Origin of the sequence: Klebsiella africana, assembly GCF_020526085.1 — a bacterium.
Lineage (GTDB): Bacteria > Pseudomonadota > Gammaproteobacteria > Enterobacterales > Enterobacteriaceae > Klebsiella > Klebsiella africana.
On the sequence record NZ_CP084874.1, the window covers coordinates 4,344,364 to 4,364,383 of the forward strand.

Annotated in this window: 17 protein-coding genes; 3 read left to right on the forward strand and 14 right to left on the reverse strand. The window is 55.9% G+C overall.

The features are described from left to right. Nucleotides 1–42 precede the first annotated feature (42 nt). The 14 genes from murG to leuO all read right to left on the reverse strand — a co-directional run bounded on the left by murG (nucleotide 43) and on the right by leuO (nucleotide 16,559). Entirely contained in the window at nucleotides 43–1,113 is a 1,071-nt protein-coding gene (gene murG / locus LGL98_RS20965; RefSeq protein ID WP_136028952.1) for an undecaprenyldiphospho-muramoylpentapeptide beta-N-acetylglucosaminyltransferase, read from the reverse strand. Then, on the reverse strand, nucleotides 1,110–2,384 hold the full coding sequence (ftsW, locus tag LGL98_RS20970; protein WP_136028950.1) for a cell division protein FtsW: 1,275 nt from the start codon (nucleotides 2,382–2,384) through the stop codon (nucleotides 1,110–1,112). The genes murG and ftsW overlap by 4 nt, the downstream gene beginning before the upstream one ends. After that, on the reverse strand, nucleotides 2,384–3,700 hold the full coding sequence (murD, locus tag LGL98_RS20975; protein ID WP_136028949.1) for a UDP-N-acetylmuramoyl-L-alanine--D-glutamate ligase: 1,317 nt from the start codon (nucleotides 3,698–3,700) through the stop codon (nucleotides 2,384–2,386). Before murD ends, ftsW begins: the two co-directional genes overlap by 1 nt. A 2-nt stretch (nucleotides 3,701–3,702) precedes the next feature. Beyond that, nucleotides 3,703–4,785, reverse strand: a complete 1,083-nt coding sequence (gene mraY, locus LGL98_RS20980; protein ID WP_004204335.1) for a phospho-N-acetylmuramoyl-pentapeptide-transferase — start codon at nucleotides 4,783–4,785, stop codon at nucleotides 3,703–3,705. Beyond that, the gene (gene murF / locus LGL98_RS20985) at nucleotides 4,779–6,137 is read right to left on the reverse strand and encodes a UDP-N-acetylmuramoyl-tripeptide--D-alanyl-D-alanine ligase (RefSeq protein WP_136028947.1); all 1,359 of its coding nucleotides are present in this window, start codon (nucleotides 6,135–6,137) and stop codon (nucleotides 4,779–4,781) included. Before murF ends, mraY begins: the two co-directional genes overlap by 7 nt. Continuing rightward, complete coding sequence (murE, locus tag LGL98_RS20990) at nucleotides 6,134–7,621, reverse strand: UDP-N-acetylmuramoyl-L-alanyl-D-glutamate--2,6-diaminopimelate ligase (protein WP_136028945.1); 1,488 nt, start codon at nucleotides 7,619–7,621, stop codon at nucleotides 6,134–6,136. Before murE ends, murF begins: the two co-directional genes overlap by 4 nt. Then, nucleotides 7,608–9,374 (reverse strand): peptidoglycan glycosyltransferase FtsI, encoded by a 1,767-nt coding sequence (locus LGL98_RS20995; RefSeq protein WP_032736662.1) that lies wholly within the window; start codon nucleotides 9,372–9,374, stop codon nucleotides 7,608–7,610. Before LGL98_RS20995 ends, murE begins: the two co-directional genes overlap by 14 nt. A gap of 15 nt (nucleotides 9,375–9,389) precedes the next feature. Then, entirely contained in the window at nucleotides 9,390–9,755 is a 366-nt protein-coding gene (gene ftsL, locus LGL98_RS21000; RefSeq protein ID WP_002888550.1) for a cell division protein FtsL, read from the reverse strand. Next, nucleotides 9,752–10,693, reverse strand: coding sequence for a 16S rRNA (cytosine(1402)-N(4))-methyltransferase RsmH (rsmH, locus tag LGL98_RS21005; RefSeq protein ID WP_025711004.1), 942 nt, complete (start codon nucleotides 10,691–10,693; stop codon nucleotides 9,752–9,754). The genes ftsL and rsmH overlap by 4 nt, the downstream gene beginning before the upstream one ends. Before the next feature lie 2 nt (nucleotides 10,694–10,695). After that, nucleotides 10,696–11,154, reverse strand: coding sequence for a division/cell wall cluster transcriptional repressor MraZ (gene mraZ, locus LGL98_RS21010; RefSeq protein ID WP_004204327.1), 459 nt, complete (start codon nucleotides 11,152–11,154; stop codon nucleotides 10,696–10,698). 640 nt (nucleotides 11,155–11,794) lie between these two features. Continuing rightward, entirely contained in the window at nucleotides 11,795–12,799 is a 1,005-nt protein-coding gene (gene cra / locus LGL98_RS21015) for a catabolite repressor/activator (RefSeq protein WP_109546653.1), read from the reverse strand. Nucleotides 12,800–12,979: 180 nt separating this feature from the next. After that, on the reverse strand, nucleotides 12,980–13,471 hold the full coding sequence (ilvN, locus tag LGL98_RS21020; protein WP_136028943.1) for an acetolactate synthase small subunit: 492 nt from the start codon (nucleotides 13,469–13,471) through the stop codon (nucleotides 12,980–12,982). Between the two features lie 2 nt (nucleotides 13,472–13,473). Then, a complete protein-coding gene (gene ilvI / locus LGL98_RS21025; RefSeq protein ID WP_136028941.1) occupies nucleotides 13,474–15,198 on the reverse strand; it encodes an acetolactate synthase 3 large subunit in 1,725 nt (574 codons plus the stop codon). A 392-nt stretch (nucleotides 15,199–15,590) separates the two neighbouring features. Further along, on the reverse strand, nucleotides 15,591–16,559 hold the full coding sequence (gene leuO / locus LGL98_RS21030) for a transcriptional regulator LeuO (protein WP_136028940.1): 969 nt from the start codon (nucleotides 16,557–16,559) through the stop codon (nucleotides 15,591–15,593). Nucleotides 16,560–17,173: 614 nt separating this feature from the next. Between leuO and leuL the strand changes: the two genes are divergently transcribed. From leuL to leuB, 3 genes are all read left to right on the forward strand, one after another. Then, complete coding sequence (gene leuL, locus LGL98_RS21035; RefSeq protein WP_136029099.1) at nucleotides 17,174–17,260, forward strand: leu operon leader peptide; 87 nt, start codon at nucleotides 17,174–17,176, stop codon at nucleotides 17,258–17,260. A 95-nt stretch (nucleotides 17,261–17,355) separates the two neighbouring features. Further along, nucleotides 17,356–18,927 (forward strand): 2-isopropylmalate synthase, encoded by a 1,572-nt coding sequence (leuA, locus tag LGL98_RS21040; protein ID WP_136028938.1) that lies wholly within the window; start codon nucleotides 17,356–17,358, stop codon nucleotides 18,925–18,927. Beyond that, nucleotides 18,927–20,018 (forward strand): 3-isopropylmalate dehydrogenase, encoded by a 1,092-nt coding sequence (gene leuB, locus LGL98_RS21045; protein WP_025711010.1) that lies wholly within the window; start codon nucleotides 18,927–18,929, stop codon nucleotides 20,016–20,018. The genes leuA and leuB overlap by 1 nt, the downstream gene beginning before the upstream one ends. Nucleotides 20,019–20,020: the final 2 nt, after the last annotated feature.

Below are 20,020 nucleotides of genomic sequence, written 5' to 3' on the forward strand. Positions count from 1 at the left end.
ACGCCATCAACTTCTTTATTCGGGCGGTGAAACTCACCGCAATTAGCGCGCCAAAGCTACGGCGCTGACCTCTTCTGCTACTCGCTCGGTGGCGTCTGGAATCGAAGCACCACGCGCTCGTTCCGCCATATTCAACAGTGTTTCCCGATCCCAGCTCGCCAAAGTAGAAGCCACCGCCTCTGCCGTAAACTCGGGCTGTTCGAGAATTTTCGCCGCGCCGGCTTTCTCCAGCGGCAGCGCATTCCAGTACTGCTGGCGATCCTTATGCTGGAACGGCACAAACAGCGCCGGTAATCCGGCGGCAGCGATTTCGCTGACCGTCAGCGCACCGGAACGGCAAACCACCACGTCGGCCCAGGCATAAGCCGCGGCCATATCATCAATAAATTCCGTCACTTTATGCTGCGGTTGGCCCGCAGCAGCATAAGCCTGCTGCACGGTTTGCTGGCCACCTTTGCCGCTTTGATGCCAAATGGTTACCGCATCGCCGAGCTTCGCGGCCACCTGCGGCATCGTCTGGTTCAGGACGCGCGCGCCCTGAGAGCCCCCCACCACCAGCACGCGAATCGGCCCCTGACGCCCCACCAGACGCTGACCCGGCAGCGGCAGCGCCAGAACGTCGGTACGCACCGGGTTTCCAACGACGTCCGCATGTGGGAAAGCGCCGGGAAACGCCTGCATCACTTTCTTCGCAATCTTCGCCAACCACTTGTTAGTCAGGCCGGCAATACCGTTTTGTTCATGGAGGACCACCGGGATCCCCAGCGACCACGCCGCCAGACCGCCAGGCCCGGAAACATAGCCGCCCATGCCCAGCACCACGTCCGGCTGGAAACGTTTCATGATCGCCCGCGCCTGTCGCCAGGCGTTGAAGATACGCACCGGCGCTAACAGCTGCGCCTTGATCCCTTTGCCACGCAGGCCGGAGATACGGATAAAATCAATCTCGATGCCGTGTTTCGGCACTAAATCCGCTTCCATACGATCGGCGGTACCCAGCCAGCGAACCTGCCAGCCCTGGTCCATTAAATGGTGCGCGACCGCCAGCCCCGGGAACACATGCCCACCGGTACCGCCCGCCATCACCATCAACCGCTTTTCCTGACCGCTCATCGCACACCCCGTGTAAACGCCTGGGCTTTTTCCAGACGCGTTTCATAATCAATTCGCAACAACAACATAATGGCCGTCGACATAATCAACAGACTGGAACCACCATAACTGATCAGCGGCAGCGTCAGACCTTTCGTCGGCAGCATCCCCGCCGCCGCGCCGACGTTAACTAACGCCTGGAAGCTAAACCAGATGCCAATCGCACACGCGAGGAAGCCGGAAAAACGATGATCGATCTCCAGCGCTTTACGGCCAATCGACATGGCGCGGAAAGCGACGAAGAATACCATTAAAAGCGCCAGTACCACACCGATATAACCGAGTTCTTCGCCGATAATGGCGAAGATGAAGTCAGTGTGAGCTTCCGGTAAATACTCCAGTTTTTGCACCGAGTTGCCGAGGCCCTGCCCCCACATCTCGCCGCGGCCAAAGGCCATTAGCGACTGGGTCAACTGATAGCCGCTGCCGAACGGGTCTTCCCACGGGTTCCAGAAGGAGGTGACGCGGCGAATACGGTAGGGTTCGGCGAGGATCAGCAATACCACCGCCGAGATGCCCATGCCGATAATAGCGATGAACTGCCACAGCTTCGCACCGGCGAGAAACAGCATCGCCAGCGTGGTGACGAACAGTACCACTACGGTACCGAGGTCAGGCTGCGCCAGCAGCAGAATCGCCAGTACGAAAATCACGCCCATCGGCTTTAAGAAGCCGCGCAGGTTGTTACGCACTTCATCGGCTTTACGCACCAAATAGTTGGCGATGTAGCAGAACAGCGACAGCTTGGTAAACTCCGCCGGCTGAATACGCAGCGGGCCAAGGGCTATCCAGCGCGACGCACCGTTAACCGAGCTTCCCACCACCAGTACGATCAGCAGCATCACAATCGAAGCGATAAGCATCGCGGTGCTGTGCCGTTGCCAGAAGTCCATCGGCAGACGTAGCGTAATCATCGCCAGCGCGAAGGCCAGCACAATGTACAGGCCATCACGCTTAGCAAACAGGAACGGATCGTTCGCCAGACGCTGCCCTACCGGCATTGAGGCCGAGGTCACCATGATAAAGCCAATTGCCGCCAGGCCGAAGGTCAGCCACAGCAGCATCCGGTCATACATCACCAGACTGTCGTTATCCTTCGGGCGCGAGCCCATCACCCAGCCTTTCAGCGCGGCGAACAGCCAGGCGAAGATAAACATCCCCGGCAGTCGCGGCAGTCTCAACCGAGGCAGGCTCAGCTGCGGCATTTTCAGGCGTGGGAGAGAGAAACGCATCAACCTAACTCCTTCGCCAGACGGGCAAAAATATCGCCCCGTTGTTCAAAGTTTTTAAACTGATCCAGGCTGGCGCAGGCGGGTGACAAGAGGACCATATCGCCTGCTTTCACCAGCGTTGCAATCTGGCGCATCGCCTGTTCCATGGTCTCGGTTTGTACCGCCACCTCAGGACGCAGTTCGGCAAGCTCGGCGCCGTCACGACCAAAGCAGTACAGGCGGATACGATCGCCGCCAAGATAGCGCTTCAGCGGGGTGAAATCGGCGGACTTGCCGTCGCCGCCCAGCAGCAGGTACAGCGTGCCATCCAGCTGCAGTCCATTCAGCGCCGCCTCGGTACTACCGACGTTGGTTGCCTTGGAGTCATTAATCCAGCGCACACCGTTGTGATCCAGCACCAGTTGGAAGCGATGGGCCAGACCGCTAAAGGTGGTCAATGCCTTCAGGCTACTGGCCCGCGGCAGACCCGCGGCATCAGCCAGCGCCAGCGCCGCCAGCGCATTGCTGTAGTTATGCTGACCGGTGAGAGGCATCTCTTTCACATTGAGGACCTTCTCACCTTTAACGCGCAGCCAGGTTTCGCCCTGCTGACGGTTAAGGTGGTAGTCACCGACATCCACCCCAAAGCTGATGCAGCGATCGTCCGCGCCGCGTACCGGCATGGTGAGCGCATCGTCTGCGTTCACCACACAGGTCTGTGCGTTCTCGTAAATCCGCAGCTTCGCCGCACGATACTGCTGCAGACCTAGCGGGTAGCGGTCCATATGGTCCTCAGTCACGTTGAGGATGGTTGCCGCCACTGCCCGCAGGCTGGAAGTGGTTTCCAGTTGGAAGCTCGAGAGCTCCAGCACATACAGCTCACGATCGGTGTCCAGCAGCATCAGCGCCGGCAGGCCAATATTGCCGCCCACGCCGACGTTAATCCCGGCCGCTTTCGCCATCTCACCCACCAGGGTAGTGACGGTGCTTTTGCCGTTAGAGCCGGTAATGGCGATAATCGGCGCCTGCGCTTCACGGCAGAACAGTTCGATATCGCCAACGATCTCTACGCCAGCCTCGGCCGCTGCGCTGAGCGAAGGATGGGCCAGCGCAATCCCCGGACTGGCGACAATCAGATCCGCCCCCAACAGCCAGGTATCATTGAGTCCGCCAATATGGCATTCGACCGATTCGGGTAATTTATCCAGACCCGGAGGCGCGACGCGGGTGTCCATCACGCGCGGGGTTACGCCGCGCGCCATGAAAAAGTCCACGCATGACAGGCCGGTCATGCCCAGCCCAATAATGACGACTTTTTTACCCTGATAATCTGCCATGATTAACGTACCTTCAGCGTCGCCAGGCCAATCAGCACCAGCATCAGCGAAATAATCCAGAAGCGCACGATAACGCGCGGCTCCGGCCAGCCCTTCAGTTCATAGTGATGGTGGATCGGCGCCATGCGGAAGATGCGCTGGCCGCGCAGCTTAAAGGAGCCAACCTGCAGGATAACGGACAGCGTTTCCACCACGAAAACCCCGCCCATGATCACCAGCAGGAACTCCTGGCGCAGCAGGACGGCGATAATACCTAACGCGCCGCCGAGCGCCAGCGAACCGACGTCCCCCATAAAGACCTGCGCCGGATAGGTGTTGAACCACAGGAAGCCCAGCCCCGCGCCGACAATCGCCGTACAGACGATCACCAGCTCGCCGGCATGACGCAGATACGGAATGTGCAGGTAGTTAGCGAAGTTCATGTTACCGGTGGCCCATGCCACCAGCGCAAAGCCGGCGGCGACGAAGACAGTCGGCATAATCGCCAGACCATCGAGACCATCGGTCAGGTTGACCGCGTTGCCGGTACCGACGATCACGAAGTAGGCCAACAGGATATAGAACAGCCCCAGCTGCGGCATGACGTCTTTAAAGAACGGCACCACCAGCTCGGTTGCTGGGGTGTCTTTCCCCGCCAGATACAGAGCAAAGGCTACCCCAAGGGCGATCACCGACATCCAGAAATACTTCCAGCGGGCAATCAGGCCTTTGGTATCTTTGCGCACGACTTTACGGTAGTCATCAACGAAGCCAATGATGCCGTAGCCGATTAATACCGTCAGTACGCACCAGACGTACGGGTTGGAAGGGTAAGCCCACAGCAGAACGGACACGGTGATCGCGGTGAGGATCATGATCCCGCCCATCGTCGGCGTGCCGCGTTTGCTGAAGTGGGACTCCGGTCCGTCGTTACGTACGACCTGACCGAAGGAGAGTTTTTGCAGACGGGCGATCATGCGCGGGCCCATCCACAACGAGATGAACAGCGCGGTCAGCAGGCTGACGATGGCGCGAAACGTCAGGTAAGAAAAGACGTTAAAGCCGGAATAATATTTGACCAAATGTTCGGCCAGCCATACTAACATGTCCCAGTCTCCTGTAATGCGCGTACTACCTCTTCCATGGCGGCACTACGTGAACCCTTCACTAAAATGGTCATTATCTTGTGCTCCGCCAGTAGCTCGCGCAGGCGAGCCACCACGGCGGCTTTATCGTTAAAATGTTCGCCCACGCCGCTGGCGCGGCTGATATCTGCGCTCAAGGTACCAACGCTGAGGACGCAATCCAGACCCGCCGCTTTCGCCGCTTCGCCGACTTCGCGATGGCAGGCCGCGCTTTCCGCGCCAAGCTCCGCCATATCGCCGACTACCATCGTCCGGAAACCGGGCATCTCTGACAGCACTTGCACCGCCGCGGTCATCGAACCGACGTTGGCGTTATAGGAGTCATCCAGCAACAGCTGGCTCTCCGTCAGCCGGATCGGGAACAGACGTCCCGGAACGGCCTGCAGCTGCGCCAGCCCGGCTTTTACCGCAGGCAGATCGGCGCCTACCGCCATCGCCAGCGAAGTGGCGGCCAGCGCATTAGCGATGTTGTGGCGTCCCGGCAACGGCAGGAGTACATCAACGTTGCCAGCTGGCGTCTGCAACGTAAATTCGGTGCCGTGGCTGGTAATCTGCACGTTGGTTGCCGTGAAATCGCTGTTGGCCGCGTTCGGCGAGAAGCGCCACACTTTGCGCTCGCCAATCACCGCCTGCCAGTTCAGCCAGTCGTTATTGTCGGCATTGAGAATAGCGATGCCATTTTCCGGCAGACCGGTATAGATCTCTCCCTTCGCCTTCGCCACGCCTGCCAGCGAGCCGAAGCCTTCGAGGTGCGCCGCAGCAAGGTTGTTAACCAGCGCCGCTTCCGGACGCGTCAAACTGACGGTCCAGGCGATTTCGCCCTGGTGGTTGGCGCCGAGCTCAATCACCGCGTACTGATGCTCTTTAGTCAGACGCAGCAGCGTCATCGGTACACCGATATCGTTGTTCAGGTTGCCGGCGGTATACAGCGTGTTGCCGCACTGGCTGAGGATCGCTGCGGTCATCTCTTTGACCGAGGTTTTACCGGACGAGCCGGTCAGGGCGACGACGCGGGTCGGCACCTGCTGACGCACCCAGGCGGCTAACTCGCCGAAAGCCTGGCGGGTATCTTTCACGATCACCTGCGGGAGATCGCAGGCCAGCGGGCGACTTACCAGCAGCGCGCCGGCGCCAGCCGCTTTCGCCTGCTCAGCAAAATCATGGGCGTCGAAACGCTCGCCTTTCAGCGCCACAAACAGGCAACCTGCCGTCACTTTACGGGTATCGGAGGTCACCTCGTCGATAGCGATATCGCTACCCTGCCGTTCGCCGTGGGTGATCGCGGCGAGCTGGCTTAACGTAAAGCGAATCATGCTACCGCTCCCAGCAGACGCGCGACGGTCACGCGGTCGGAATAATCCAAACGGCGATTGCCGACGATCTGGTAATCTTCATGGCCTTTCCCCGCCACCAGTACCACGTCGTTCTCTTTCGCCTGCATCACGGCGTTAGTGACCGCTTCCGCGCGGCCTTCCATCACCTTCGCATGACCGGCATCAAGCATACCGGCCAGAATATCGTTGATAATCGCCCGCGGCTCTTCAGTACGCGGGTTGTCATCAGTGACCACCACGATGTCAGCAAATTCTTCAGCGATAGCCCCCATTAGCGGACGCTTGCCTTTATCACGGTCGCCGCCGCAGCCGAAAACGCACCACAGCTTGCCGCTGCAGTGCAGGCGCGCAGCCTGCAGCGCTTTCTCCAGCGCGTCAGGCGTATGGGCATAATCCACCACCACGGCTGGTTTACCCGGCGCGCTGAACACCTCCATACGACCGCAAACCGGCTGTAAACGCGCGGCGGTTTTCAGCAGATCCGCCAGCGGATAGCCCAGCGCCAACAGCGTGGCCAGCGCCAGCAGCAGGTTGCTAACGTTAAAGGCGCCCATCAGGCGGCTTTCGATTTCGCCCTTGCCCCAGCTGGAATCAAACTGGATGGTGGCGCCGCTGTCGTGATAGTTGACCGCGGTGGCCTTCAGCCAACGGCCGTGGCAATTCGGGTTAATGTGATCTTCCATCGATACCGCCACCGCATCCGGCAGTTTTGCCAGCCAACGACGACCGACTTCATCGTCAGCGTTGACGATGGCCTGACCGCAATGATGGGTGGAGTACAGCAGCCATTTCGCCGCTTCGTAGTGCTCCATGTCGCCATGGTAGTCCAGGTGGTCGCGGCTCAGGTTGGTAAACACCGAGGCGGCAAACTGCAGCGCCGCCACGCGGTGCTGCACCAGACCATGGGATGAAACTTCCATCGCGCCGAAGGTAGCCCCTTGCTCGACCAGACTGGAGAGCACATGCTGAACGTCTACCGCAGAACCGGTGGTATTTTCGGTCGGGACGACTTTATCCAGCAGGCCGTTGCCGACAGTTCCCATCACCGCGCTGGTTTCGCCCAGCAGCTTCGCCCACTGCGCCAGCAGTTGGGTAGTGGTGGTTTTCCCGTTGGTTCCGGTCACGCCAACCAGACGCAGTTGCTCCGACGGCTGATGATAAAAACGCCCGGCCAGCGCCGATAAGCGTTCGTTAAGCTGGCTCAGGAAGATAACCGGTACGCCGTGCATTTCACGGATTTCACCGTCTTCAGCTTCACCCTGTGCTTCAGCAATAATGGCAGCCACACCTTGCGCTATCGCCTGCGGGATATAACGACGCCCGTCCGCCTGATGACCCTGTACCGCGATAAAGAGATCGCCGGAAGCAGCCACCCGGCTGTCCAGCGTCATCTCTCGCAGAATGCGCTCCGGTGCGTTTGGCACCCATGGAGCGAGTAGGTCGCGCAAATTACGATCTGCCACCTGTTCCCTCGCCTTGATTAATTACAAATTCACTTTTTTCGCCCGTTGCCAGCGCATCCGGTTCGATGTTCATGGTGCGCAATACGCCGCCCATGATGGCACCGAACACCGGCGCAGAAACGGCGCCACCGTAGTATTTACCTGCCTGCGGGTCGTTGATCACCACCACCAGCGCGAAGCGCGGATGGCTGGCGGGCGCAACGCCTGCGGTGTAAGCAATATATTTGTTGATATAGCGGCCATCCGGCCCCACTTTTTTCGCCGTACCGGTTTTAATCGCGATGCGATAGCCTTTGATCGCCGCTTTTACACCGCCGCCGCCGGGCAGCGCCACGCTTTCCATCATATGAACGACGGTACGAACGAGTGATTCCGGGAAGACACGCTCGCCCGGAACAGGTGGATCAACCTTGGTAATCGACAGCGGGCGATAGATGCCGTAGCTGCCGATCGTTGCGTAGACTCGCGCTAACTGTAACGGGGTTACCATTAGCCCGTAGCCGAAAGAAAAGGTGGCCCTCTCTATGTCAGACCACCGTTGTTTTTGAGGATATAAGCCACTGCGTTCTCCGACCAACCCCAAATTGGTCGCCTTTCCAAGCCCAAAACGTGAGTAAGTATCTACTAACGCTGAGGACGGCATCGCTAACGCCAGCTTAGAAACACCGACGTTACTCGACTTCTGTAGCACCCCGGTCAGGGTCAATTCGCTGTAACGCGCCACGTCTTTGATTTCGTGGCCGTTAATTCGATAGGGAATGGTATTCAGCACGGTATTTTCGTTGACGATGCCGCGCTGCAGTGCCGTCATCACCACCATCGGTTTCACTGTCGAACCCGGTTCGAATACGTCGGTGATGGCGCGGTTACGCATGGTATCTTTTGCCGTACCGGCGAAGTTGTTCGGGTTATAGGAGGGGCTGTTGGCCATCGCCAGCACTTCACCGGTGTTCACATCCACTAACACGGCGCTACCCGACTCGGCTTTGTTAAAGGCCACGGCGTTGTTCAGCTCGCGATAGACCAGCGCCTGCAGACGTTCGTCGATGCTCAGCGCCAGGTTATGCGCCGCCTGGCTGTCGGTGGAGGAGATGTCTTCAATTACCCGGCCATAACGATCTTTACGCACGATACGCTCGCCCGGCTGGCCGGTGAGCCATTTATCAAAGCTTTTTTCAACCCCTTCAATCCCCTGGCTATCGACGTTGGTAAAGCCGATGAGGTGGGCGGTAACTTCGCCGGAAGGATAGTACCGACGAGATTCTTCGCGCAGATGAATGCCCGGCAGCTTCAGTTTTTTGATGTAGTCGGCCATATCAGGGTTAACCTGACGTGCCAGATAGATAAACCGCATCCGCGGATTGGTATTGATGCGTGTTGCCAGTTGATCCAGCGGCATATTGAGGGCATCTGCCAGTGCCTTCCAGCGCGTATCCAGGGTGACCCCGCCAGCGTCGTGGAGTTCCTTCGGATCGGCCCAGATAGCCTTCACCGGCACGCTGACCGCCAGCGGCCGTCCGGAGCGGTCGGTAATCATCCCGCGCGCGGTCGATACCTCCTGCACGCGCAGCGAGCGCATATCGCCCTGACGCACCAGCATATCCGGACTAACCACCTGCAGCCAGGCGACGCGCCCCAGCAGGAAAGCCAGCGCCAGCAGAATGCAGCCGCACAGCAACGCAAAACGCCAACTGATAAAGTTGGCCTGTTCTTCCTGACGTTTTGCTTTTGGCGTTTTTGGCGCTGCTTTCATCCGTCGCAATAATCCTTATTTCTGTACAACGATATTTTCTTGTGATGGATCGACATGTTGCATCTGCAACTTCTCGGTCGCGATCCGCTCAACCCGGCTGTGATCGCCGAGCGCGTTCTCTTCGAGGATCAGGTTGCGCCACTCAATGTCCAGAGCATCGCGTTCCAGAACCAGCTGTTCACGCTGCGCGGTCAACAGGCGCGTGTGATGGGCGGTGGTGACCACAGTAATCGCCGTAATAATGATGCAAATGAACAGGCAGAGTGGCAGCTTCCCAAACCGCAGCAGGTCGTCACCGATCACGCCAGGCAAAGCATGGCGCTCGTTGCTTCCTATCGACCCTTTAACCTTGCTTAAGGCCTCTGTCACTCTGCCGATCATGCGTTCGTCCTCTCTGCAATACGCAGCACTGAACTACGGGCACGTGGATTCTCTGCCACCTCTTCTTCGCCCGGCATCAACTTGCCTAGTGCTCGCAACTCACGGCCGCCCAGTTTTTTAAGCTGCGCTTCGGTCATCGGTATTCCCGCTGGAACCTGCGGACCGCGACTTTGCTCACGCATAAAGCGTTTCACAATGCGATCTTCCAGCGAATGAAAACTAATGATCGACAGCCGCCCACCTGGAGCCAGCACGCTGAGCGAGCTTTTTAGCGCCTGCTCTATCTCCTCCAGTTCACTGTTTACCCAAATGCGCACCGCCTGGAAGGTACGGGTCGCGGGATGTTTGTGCTTATCTTTTACCGGCATCGCTGCGGCAATGACCTCCGCCAGCTCTTTGGTACGGGTCATCGGTTCAATCCGATTACGTTCGACGATCGCCCGGGCGATACGCTTGCCGAAACGCTCTTCGCCAAAGGTTTTGATTACCCAGGCGATATCGGCTTCTTCAGCCGTCTGCAGCCATTCGGCCGCGGACTGACCGCGCGTCGGATCCATGCGCATATCCAGCGGCCCGTCGCGCATAAAGGAAAAGCCGCGTTCCGCATCGTCAAGCTGCGGCGAGGAGACGCCGAGATCGAGCAAAATGCCGTCGATTTTGCCGGTAAGATTGCGCTCGGCGACATAGTCAGCGAGCTGTGAAAAAGGACCATGCACGATGGAAAAGCGGGGATCATCGATGGTTTGCGCAACGGCAATGGCCTGCGGATCGCGATCGATTGCCAGCAGGCGTCCTTCCGCCCCCAGTTGGGAGAGGATCAGGCGCGAGTGACCACCGCGACCAAAAGTACCATCAATATAGATACCGTCTGGACGAATATTGAGGCCATTAACGGCTTCATCCAGAAGTACCGTAGTGTGTTTAAAATTTTCCATCATTTTTATAAAGACAAATCCTGCAGGCGCTCCGACAGTTCACCGGTCGCGGACTGCTCAGCGTCGATATCTTCCTTGACCCGTTGATACCAGGTCGTTTCGTCCCACAGTTCAAATTTATTAAACTGCCCGACCAGCATCACTTCTTTTGTCAGCCCGGCATGTTGCCGTAACACTGGCGCTATCAACAAGCGACCAGCATTATCCATCTGACATTCGCTGGCATGACCCAGAAGCAGACGCTGCACGCGCCGCTCAACGGGATTCATGCTCGATAAACGCGACAATTTTTGCTCGATGACTTCCCATTCAGGCAATGGATAAAGCAGCAGGCACGGGTGATGAATGTCAATGGTGCATACCAATTGACCGGCAGCGTCCTCGATCAGCCCATCGCGATAGCGCGTTGGCACGGCCAGGCGGCCTTTGCTGTCAAGATTGACTAACGTTGCTCCACGGAACATGCCAGCCTCACCCCTTTTCGCCACTTTACCCCACAAATTCCCACCAGAAGGAGTTTACGGAGCGGAGGAAAAGCTTGTCAAGCCAGCACGGATGCCAACGGAGCGCAAAAACCCATTATTTACAGCCGACATTAGCCCTGATGAAAAAATCATCAACAGGCGAGGCAAATTAACGTTATGAATACGTGTAAGAAAATAACCAACAAACTCGTAACAGTTATAAACAGCAAAATATCTTCGGCGGGAAAATATAAAGTGTCAGTTTGCGACGCGAGCGGCATTTTAGGCCATTATGCCGGCCGTTAACAGTACCTGTTGCTGCCTGAGGGACCGACCAGACGCGGGATACGGCACAAGCGAAGAACCGGCATGAACAAAATGAGTGTTAATTCAGCAATTAACCTGGTGAATGTAACAAAATAATACAATTAAACACCGGGTAAACATTTTCCAGACGCTGTTTTGCCTGACAAAACGTTTGCCCAGGAATAAAACAAAATAAGGCATATAGAAGTTTAGGGATTTGTCTGAAATATATTCAGTTTTGCTTTTTTGACATTCGTTGCCTGATTTATCGCCAAAGGCCTGCTCTTCTGCAGGCCTACCAGGAATAATCCTGGGCGCTGGCGATCTTTCACTGTCAACGGCGATTCAGGCTGCCGCGGCGATAGAGGTTACGGCGAATACGGCTGAGGCCCGGCTTCGGCTTGCGCGGCTCATCAAGGCTGGCGAGGACGATCTCCAGCACCCGTTCAGCCACATCGCGATGACGCTGCGCCACGGCCAGCACCGGACACTGCAGGAAATCGAGGAGTTCGTTATCGCCGAAGGTGGCAATTGCCAGCTCGGAAGGCAGCTTGCCTTCGCGGCGCAAAGTCACATCCATCACCCCCTGCAGCAGTGCGAAAGAGGTGGTAAACAGCGCCTGCGGCATCGGATGCGTTTCCAGCCATTTCTCAAACAGCTGGGCCGCCGCTTCACGCTCATAGCTGTTGGCATAGAGATAATGCACCTCACGCGGATCATCCTGCCAGGCTTTGCGAAAGCCTTGTTCGCGCAGGAAGCTCACCGATAGCTCCGGCAGCGCGCCGAGATAAAGCACCGTTTCGCCAGGGAAAGTCCGCAGCTCGGCAGCGAGCATCTCGGCGTCGTCTTGGTCTGCGCCGACCACGCTGGTGAAGTGCTCGCGATCAAGGGCGCGGTCAAGAGCGACAATCGGGAACGGGTCGTTGGCCCAGCGCTGATAGAACGGATGCTCCGGCGGCAGCGAGGTGGAGACGATAATAGCGTCAACCTGACGCTGCAGCAGATGCTCAATGCAGCGCATCTCGTTATCAGGCTGATCCTCTGAACAGGCAATCAGCAACTGATAGCCGCGCTGGCGTGCCTGACGTTCCAGATAATTTGCAATGCGGGTATAGCTGGTGTTTTCCAGATCCGGAATCACCAGACCGATAGAGCGTGTGCGTCCTGCACGCAGGCCAGCAGCGACCGCATTCGGATGATAGTTGTGCTCTCGCACGACAGCCATCACCTTCTCGACCGTTTTGTCACTTACGCGGTACTGCTTCGCTTTGCCATTAATCACATAGCTCGCGGTGGTTCTTGAAACACCGGCCAGCCGGGCGATTTCATCCAGTTTCACAATTGCCCCTTGGGTAAGAAGTGCCAAACATAACCATTATTCAGGTATGGAACCCTTTTTATAACATCTAAGCGCAGAATAGTTAGCGCAGCAACCGCTTTCGCTTACAGTTCCTACTGATTTCGCAAAAAAAAAGCCCGACAGTCGCTGCCGGGCTATTTTTACAGCAGTTCCCGCTCCTCAGCGCATGATTTTATCACCGCGAGACAGGCCGACCACGCCGGAGCGAGCCACTTCGACAATGCGCGCGACATCACGCAGCGAAGCGAGAAAGGCGTCAAGCTTATCGCTGGTACCGGCGAGCTGGACGGTATAGATAGTAGGCGTCACGTCGATTATCTGTCCGCGGAAGATTTCGGTGTTGCGCTTCACTTCTTCACGGCCATAGCCGCTGGCCTGAACCTTCACCAGCATAATTTCGCGTTCAACATGAGCCCCCTGCCCCAGCTCGCTGACCCGCAGAACATCCACCAGCTTGTGTAACTGCTTTTCGATCTGCTCAATCGCTTTTTCATCGCCCACGGTCTGGATGGTCATCCTGGAGAGAGTGGGATCGTCCGTCGGCGCGACCGTCAGGCTTTCTATATTATAGCCGCGCTGGGAAAAGAGGCCGATAACGCGGGACAAAGCGCCCGATTCGTTTTCCAGTAATACCGATAATATCCGGCGCATAATCAGGTCCTCTCCGTTTTACTCAACCACATCTCATCCATGCCGCCGCCGCGGATCTGCATGGGGTACACATGCTCACTGCCGTCGACGGTCACATCGACAAATACCAGCCGGCGCTGGCGCACCTGCTCCAGGGCTTCAGCAAGCTTCGTCTCCAGCTCCTGCGGCTCGCTGATGCGGATCCCGACGTGGCCATAGGCTTCCGCCAGACGGACAAAGTCCGGTAGCGATTCCATATAGGACTGCGAGTGACGCCCGGAATAAAGCATATCCTGCCATTGCTTCACCATCCCGAGATAACGGTTGTTGAGGTTAAGCACCAGGACCGGCAGCTCATACTGCAGCGCAGTGGAGAGTTCCTGAATGTTCATCTGGATACTGCCGTCGCCGGTGACGCAGACCACCATTTCGTCCGGCAGGGCCATTTTGACCCCCAGCGCAGCCGGTAAGCCAAAGCCCATGGTGCCGAGACCGCCGGAGTTAATCCAGCGCCGCGGTTTGTCAAAGGGATAATAGAGTGCGGCAAACATCTGATGCTGACCTACATCAGAAGTGACATAAGCATCGCCATGCGTCAGACGCCAGATAGTTTCAATGACCGCCTGCGGCTTGATCTTATCGCTCTGCGCATCGTAACGCAGACAATGACGGGCGCGCCATTGCTCAATCTGCTGCCACCAGTCGCGAATGTCATCCAGCGGTTGCTGCGCCTCTTCCTGCTCTAATAGCTCCAGCATCTGCTCCAGCACCAGGCGGGCATCGCCGACGATCGGTACATCTGCCGGTACCGTTTTCGAGATCGAGGTCGGATCGATATCAATATGCAATACCGTCGCGTTCGGACAATACTTAGCCAGATTATTGGTCGTCCGATCGTCAAAACGCACACCAACGGCGAAAATGACGTCTGAATGGTGCATCGTCATGTTGGCTTCATAAGTGCCATGCATCCCCAACATCCCCAGCGCCTGCGTATGCGTCGCCGGAAAAGCGCCGAGTCCCATCAGGGATGAGGCCACCGGTAGCTTCAGCTTTTCAACCAGCTCGCGCAGCTGAGGTTCGCAATGCGCATTGATCGCCCCGCCGCCGACATAAACGACCGGTTTTTTAGCCGCCACCAGAGTCTGAAGGGCACGTTTAATTTGTCCTTTATGACCGCTGGTCGTCGGATTATACGAACGCATACTGACCGAATCTGGCCAGGCGTACGGCAGTTTTTTCGCCGGATTGAGGATATCTTTCGGCAAATCGACCACCACCGGTCCGGGACGGCCACTGGCTGCCAGCCAGAAGGCTTTCTTCAGAACCCCCGGAATATCTTCAGTCTGTTTCACCAGAAAACTGTGTTTTACCACCGGCCGGGAAATACCGACCATATCGCACTCCTGGAAAGCATCGTAGCCGATAAGCGATGTCGCCACCTGCCCGGAGAGGATCACCAGTGGGATGGAGTCCATATAGGCCGTCGCGATGCCAGTGATCGCGTTTGTCGCCCCCGGTCCTGAGGTGACCAGCACCACACCGACCTCTCCGGTCGCCCGTGCCAGGCCATCCGCCATATGCACAGCCGCCTGCTCATGACGAACCAGCACATGATCGATACCGCCAAGGGTATGTAACGCATCATAGATATCGAGGACCGCGCCTCCGGGATAGCCGAATACTTGCTTGACGCCCTGATCGACAAGCGATTGGACGACCATCTCGGCTCCTGACAACATCTCCATGGTTTGCCTCCAGGCTTATTGTTTTACGACAGCGGAACTCAATTTCCGCGCGCTCGCACGATGCGAAGGGGAAACCCTCCGCACTGAGGTGAATGGACTGCCTGCCACTACCATAACTGCTCGCCAGCGGGCAGGCAATTCGCTACCCGGCTAGCTTTCCTTGCGTAATAAGAAGAAAAGAAAGCGGAGAGATGAAAATATGGTGGAATGCTTCAGAGATAAGAAAAGGGAATAGTAAATACTCGGGGAAAAGGCGCGTTCACAGGAATTGATCCATTTTTCATGCACCCGGCAAGCCATGCCGACAACGTGAACAGAATAAAATTCTGCATTATCGAATTTTAATCATATAAAAAAAGGAGCCGAAGCTCCTTTCATTCCTGCGCCATGACTCAGCGCTTACAAATATCCACCAGCAACTCTTCCATCCACTGGTGGCCTTTATCACGACCGGCGGCCTCATGCCAGGAGAGATAGCAGGTCCGGCTGTTGATCTTCAACGGCAACGGTAATATTTGCAGTGCTAATTGATCGGCATACTCATTAGCCAGCCAGCGCGGTGCAATGGCAACCATCTGCGTTTGTGATACCACGTTTAATACGCTGACCATGGCATTTCCCTGATAGGCGATTCGCGCCTGTTTATCGGCAGTGTCATACCATGGCTGGCTGAATGATGCATACCGGTCGAGGGCAACAGCAGCATGCTCTTCCTGGTAAATATCAGCCTCCATGATCGGCCCTGAAATACGCGGATGGTGACGACTGGCAACCAAAACCATTTCATCTTTGAATAACGGTACGCAGGCAAACTCAGGGCGTCGGAACTCCTCATAGCTAATCACAAATTCCGTTTCCTGATAACGTAACTGATGCTCTGTATTTTGATTCAGCGCGGATTTAAAGACCAAATGAATATTGGGTGCGATCTCAGCGACTTTATTAAAAATGACCGACGTCAGGATGTTATCCAGCGGACTGCAAACGCACAGATGGAAAACGCGCTCACTGCTCAGCGGTTCAAAACCGGATCCCGGCAGTTCGTTTTGCACCAGCTGCAGCGCCTGACGCACCGAACCAAACAGCTGATAGGCCCGCGCCGTTGGCTGGATGCCGCGGCCATAGCGCACAAACAGTTCGTCATTAAACATCACCTTCAGGCGCGATACGGCATTGCTCACGGCGGGCTGCGACATGCCAAGTGCATGGGCCGCACGGGTAATATTCTGCTCTTGCATAACCGCATCAAAAACGGTGAGCAGATTGAGATCAACCATCCGTAGTTGAGGTTTAACGACTTCCTGTCCGGGGGCTGTTTTATATTCTGGACTTTCAATTAACATATCTAACTCCGCCGTCACGATGAATTCCCTTTACTAAATCACTATAATTAGCGTCAAAAATATCATTTATCATGTAAATGACATTTGCAAAATAGCAAAGGAGATTTTTAGGAATATATCAAGGCTATGAGTGGCAGTGAAAAAAAGGTACTTACGGGAAAAATGAACCACTTAAACCATACCAATTACTTAATGATGGTGAGTGTAACCATAAACCACAAAAATAAAAACAGCACCGAGAGTTAAGTGTAATTTAAGCATTAATAAAGCATTTTATTTTTAACACCATAAAATTAACAAACCATTATCATTGAAAAATATTCCGTTAGCGCGCAAATACATTCACATAAAAAATAAATGTAATATTTTCATTCAGATAGCGCTTTCTTACCGTTTCGAATCCCTCTATCTGGTAGCGACATATTGAATGCAAAGCATTTTTTCAAATGAAACAAATGCAGGCCTCGCCACGCAAGTCCAAAAAAGGATCTTCGGCAAAACAGGCACTTTATCAGCACATTTTGCTAATTCTTTCACTCAGCTTACAGCGCTTTTTCCGCGCCAGGGGTTGACTTTAAAACGGCTATCCAGTAACTCTAAAAGCATAACGATTTCATCTGGAGTTTGACGCAATGATTCGCACCACTCGTTTCACCAGCCTACTACTACTAAACGCATGCCATTTGCGCGGTAGGCTGTTGGGCGACGTTCAGCGTTAAGTCATCTTCCAGCAAGACTATAAAACCCGCGCCTTGGCGCGGGTTTTTTTATGCTCGTCAACAAGGCGCCAGGACACAGACTAAGGATCCAAACCATGAGCCAGCAAGTCATTATTTTCGATACGACCTTACGTGATGGCGAACAAGCGTTACAGGCAAGCCTGAGTGTCAAAGAGAAACTGCAGATCGCTCTGGCCCTTGAGCGGATGGGTGTCGATGTGATGGAGGTCGGTTTTCCGGTTTCCTCTCCGGGCGATTTTGAATCGGTGCAAACCATCGCGCGCACCATTAAAAACAGCCGTGTTTGCGCCCTGGCGCGCTGTGTCGAGAAAGACATCGACGTGGCGGCGGAATCCTTAAAGGTGGCCGAAGCTTTCCGCATCCATACCTTTATTGCTACCTCGCCGATGCATATCGCCACCAAACTGCGCAGTACCCTGGATGAAGTCATTGAGCGTGCGGTCTACATGGTGAAACGGGCGCGTAATTATACGAACGATGTCGAATTCTCCTGTGAAGACGCAGGCCGTACGCCGATTGCCGATCTGGCTCGCGTCGTGGAAGCGGCGATCAACGCCGGCGCTACCACCATCAATATCCCGGATACCGTCGGCTACACTATGCCGTTCGAATACGCCAACATCATCAGCGGACTGTATGAACGCGTGCCGAATATCGATAAGGCGATTATTTCCGTCCACACCCATGATGACCTGGGTATCGCCGTCGGTAACGCCCTCGCCGCCGTCCACGCCGGTGCGCGCCAGGTAGAAGGCGCAATGAACGGTATCGGCGAACGCGCCGGGAACTGCGCGCTGGAAGAAGTGATCATGGCAATCAAAGTGCGCAAAGACATCATGAATGTGCACACCAACATTAATCATCATGAAATCTGGCGCACCAGCCAGACCGTCAGCCAGATCTGCAATATGCCGATCCCGGCCAACAAAGCTATCGTCGGTACCGGCGCCTTCGCCCACTCCTCTGGCATCCACCAGGACGGCGTGCTGAAGAACCGCGAGAACTACGAGATCATGACCCCGGAATCTATCGGCCTGAACCAGGTGCAGCTGAACCTGACTTCCCGCTCCGGCCGCGCGGCGGTAAAACACCGGATGGAAGAGATGGGCTACCAGGAGAGTGATTACAACCTGGATCATCTGTACGACGCGTTCCTGAAGCTGGCGGACAAAAAGGGCCAGGTCTTCGATTACGATCTGGAAGCGCTGGCGTTTATTAACAAACAACAGGAAGAGCCGGAGCATTTCCGTCTGGATTACTTCAACGTCCAGTCCGGCTCCAGCGATATCGCTACCGCCTCGATCAAACTGGTCTGTGGGGATGAAGTCAAAACTGAAGCCGCCAACGGCAATGGTCCGGTTGACGCTATCTACCAGGCAATTAACCGCGTTACCGATTACAACATTGAATTAGTGAAGTATGGCTTAAGCGCGAAAGGTCACGGCAAAGACGCCCTGGGCCAGGTGGATATCGTGGTTGACTATAACGGCCGCCGCTTCCATGGCGTCGGTCTGGCAACGGATATCGTTGAGTCGTCAGCAAAAGCCATGGTACACGTGCTGAACAACATCTGGCGCGCCGCCGAAGTCGAAAAAGAATTGCAACGCAAAGCTCAGAATAAAGAGAACAATAAGGAAACCGTGTAATGTCGAAGAATTACCATATTGCCGTTTTGCCGGGTGATGGCATTGGCCCGGAAGTGATGAACCAGGCGATGAAAGTACTGGAAGCCGTGCGTCAACGTTTTGCCATGCACATTACCACCAGCCAATACGACGTCGGCGGGATTGCCATCGACCGCCAGGGTACTCCCCTGCCGCAGGCGACCGTCGCCGGATGCGAACAAGCCGATGCGATCCTGTTCGGCTCCGTTGGCGGCCCGAAATGGGAACACTTACCGCCTGCCGAGCAGCCAGAGCGTGGCGCGCTGCTGCCGCTGCGTAAACACTTCAAACTGTTCAGCAATCTGCGCCCGGCCAAACTGTATCAGGGGCTGGAAGCGTTCTGTCCGCTGCGCGCCGATATTGCCGCCAACGGCTTCGACATTCTCTGCGTTCGCGAACTGACCGGCGGCATTTACTTCGGCCAGCCGAAAGGCCGCGAAGGCAGCGGTCAACATGAGAAAGCCTTTGATACTGAGGTGTATCACCGCTTTGAGATCGAACGTATCGCGCGCATCGCTTTTGAATCCGCTCGTAAACGTCGTCACAAAGTCACTTCCATCGATAAAGCCAACGTCCTGCAGTCGTCCATTCTGTGGCGCGAAATCGTCAGCGAGATTGGTAAAGAGTATCCGGACGTTGAGCTGGCACATATGTATATCGACAACGCCACCATGCAGTTGATTAAAGATCCGTCCCAGTTCGACGTGCTGCTGTGCTCCAACCTGTTTGGCGACATCCTCTCTGACGAGTGCGCGATGATCACCGGTTCGATGGGAATGCTGCCGTCCGCCAGCCTGAACGAAGAAGGTTTTGGCCTGTATGAACCGGCGGGCGGTTCCGCACCGGATATCGCCGGTAAAAATATCGCCAACCCGATTGCGCAAATCCTCTCCCTGGCCCTGCTGCTGCGCTACAGCATGAATGCCAACGAGGCCGCAACCGCGATTGAAAACGCGATTAACCGCGCTTTGGAAGAAGGCGTTCGTACCGGTGACTTAGCGCGCGGCGCGGCGGCGGTCAGCACTGATGAAATGGGCGATATTATTGCCCGCTATGTCGCAGAAGGGGTGTAATC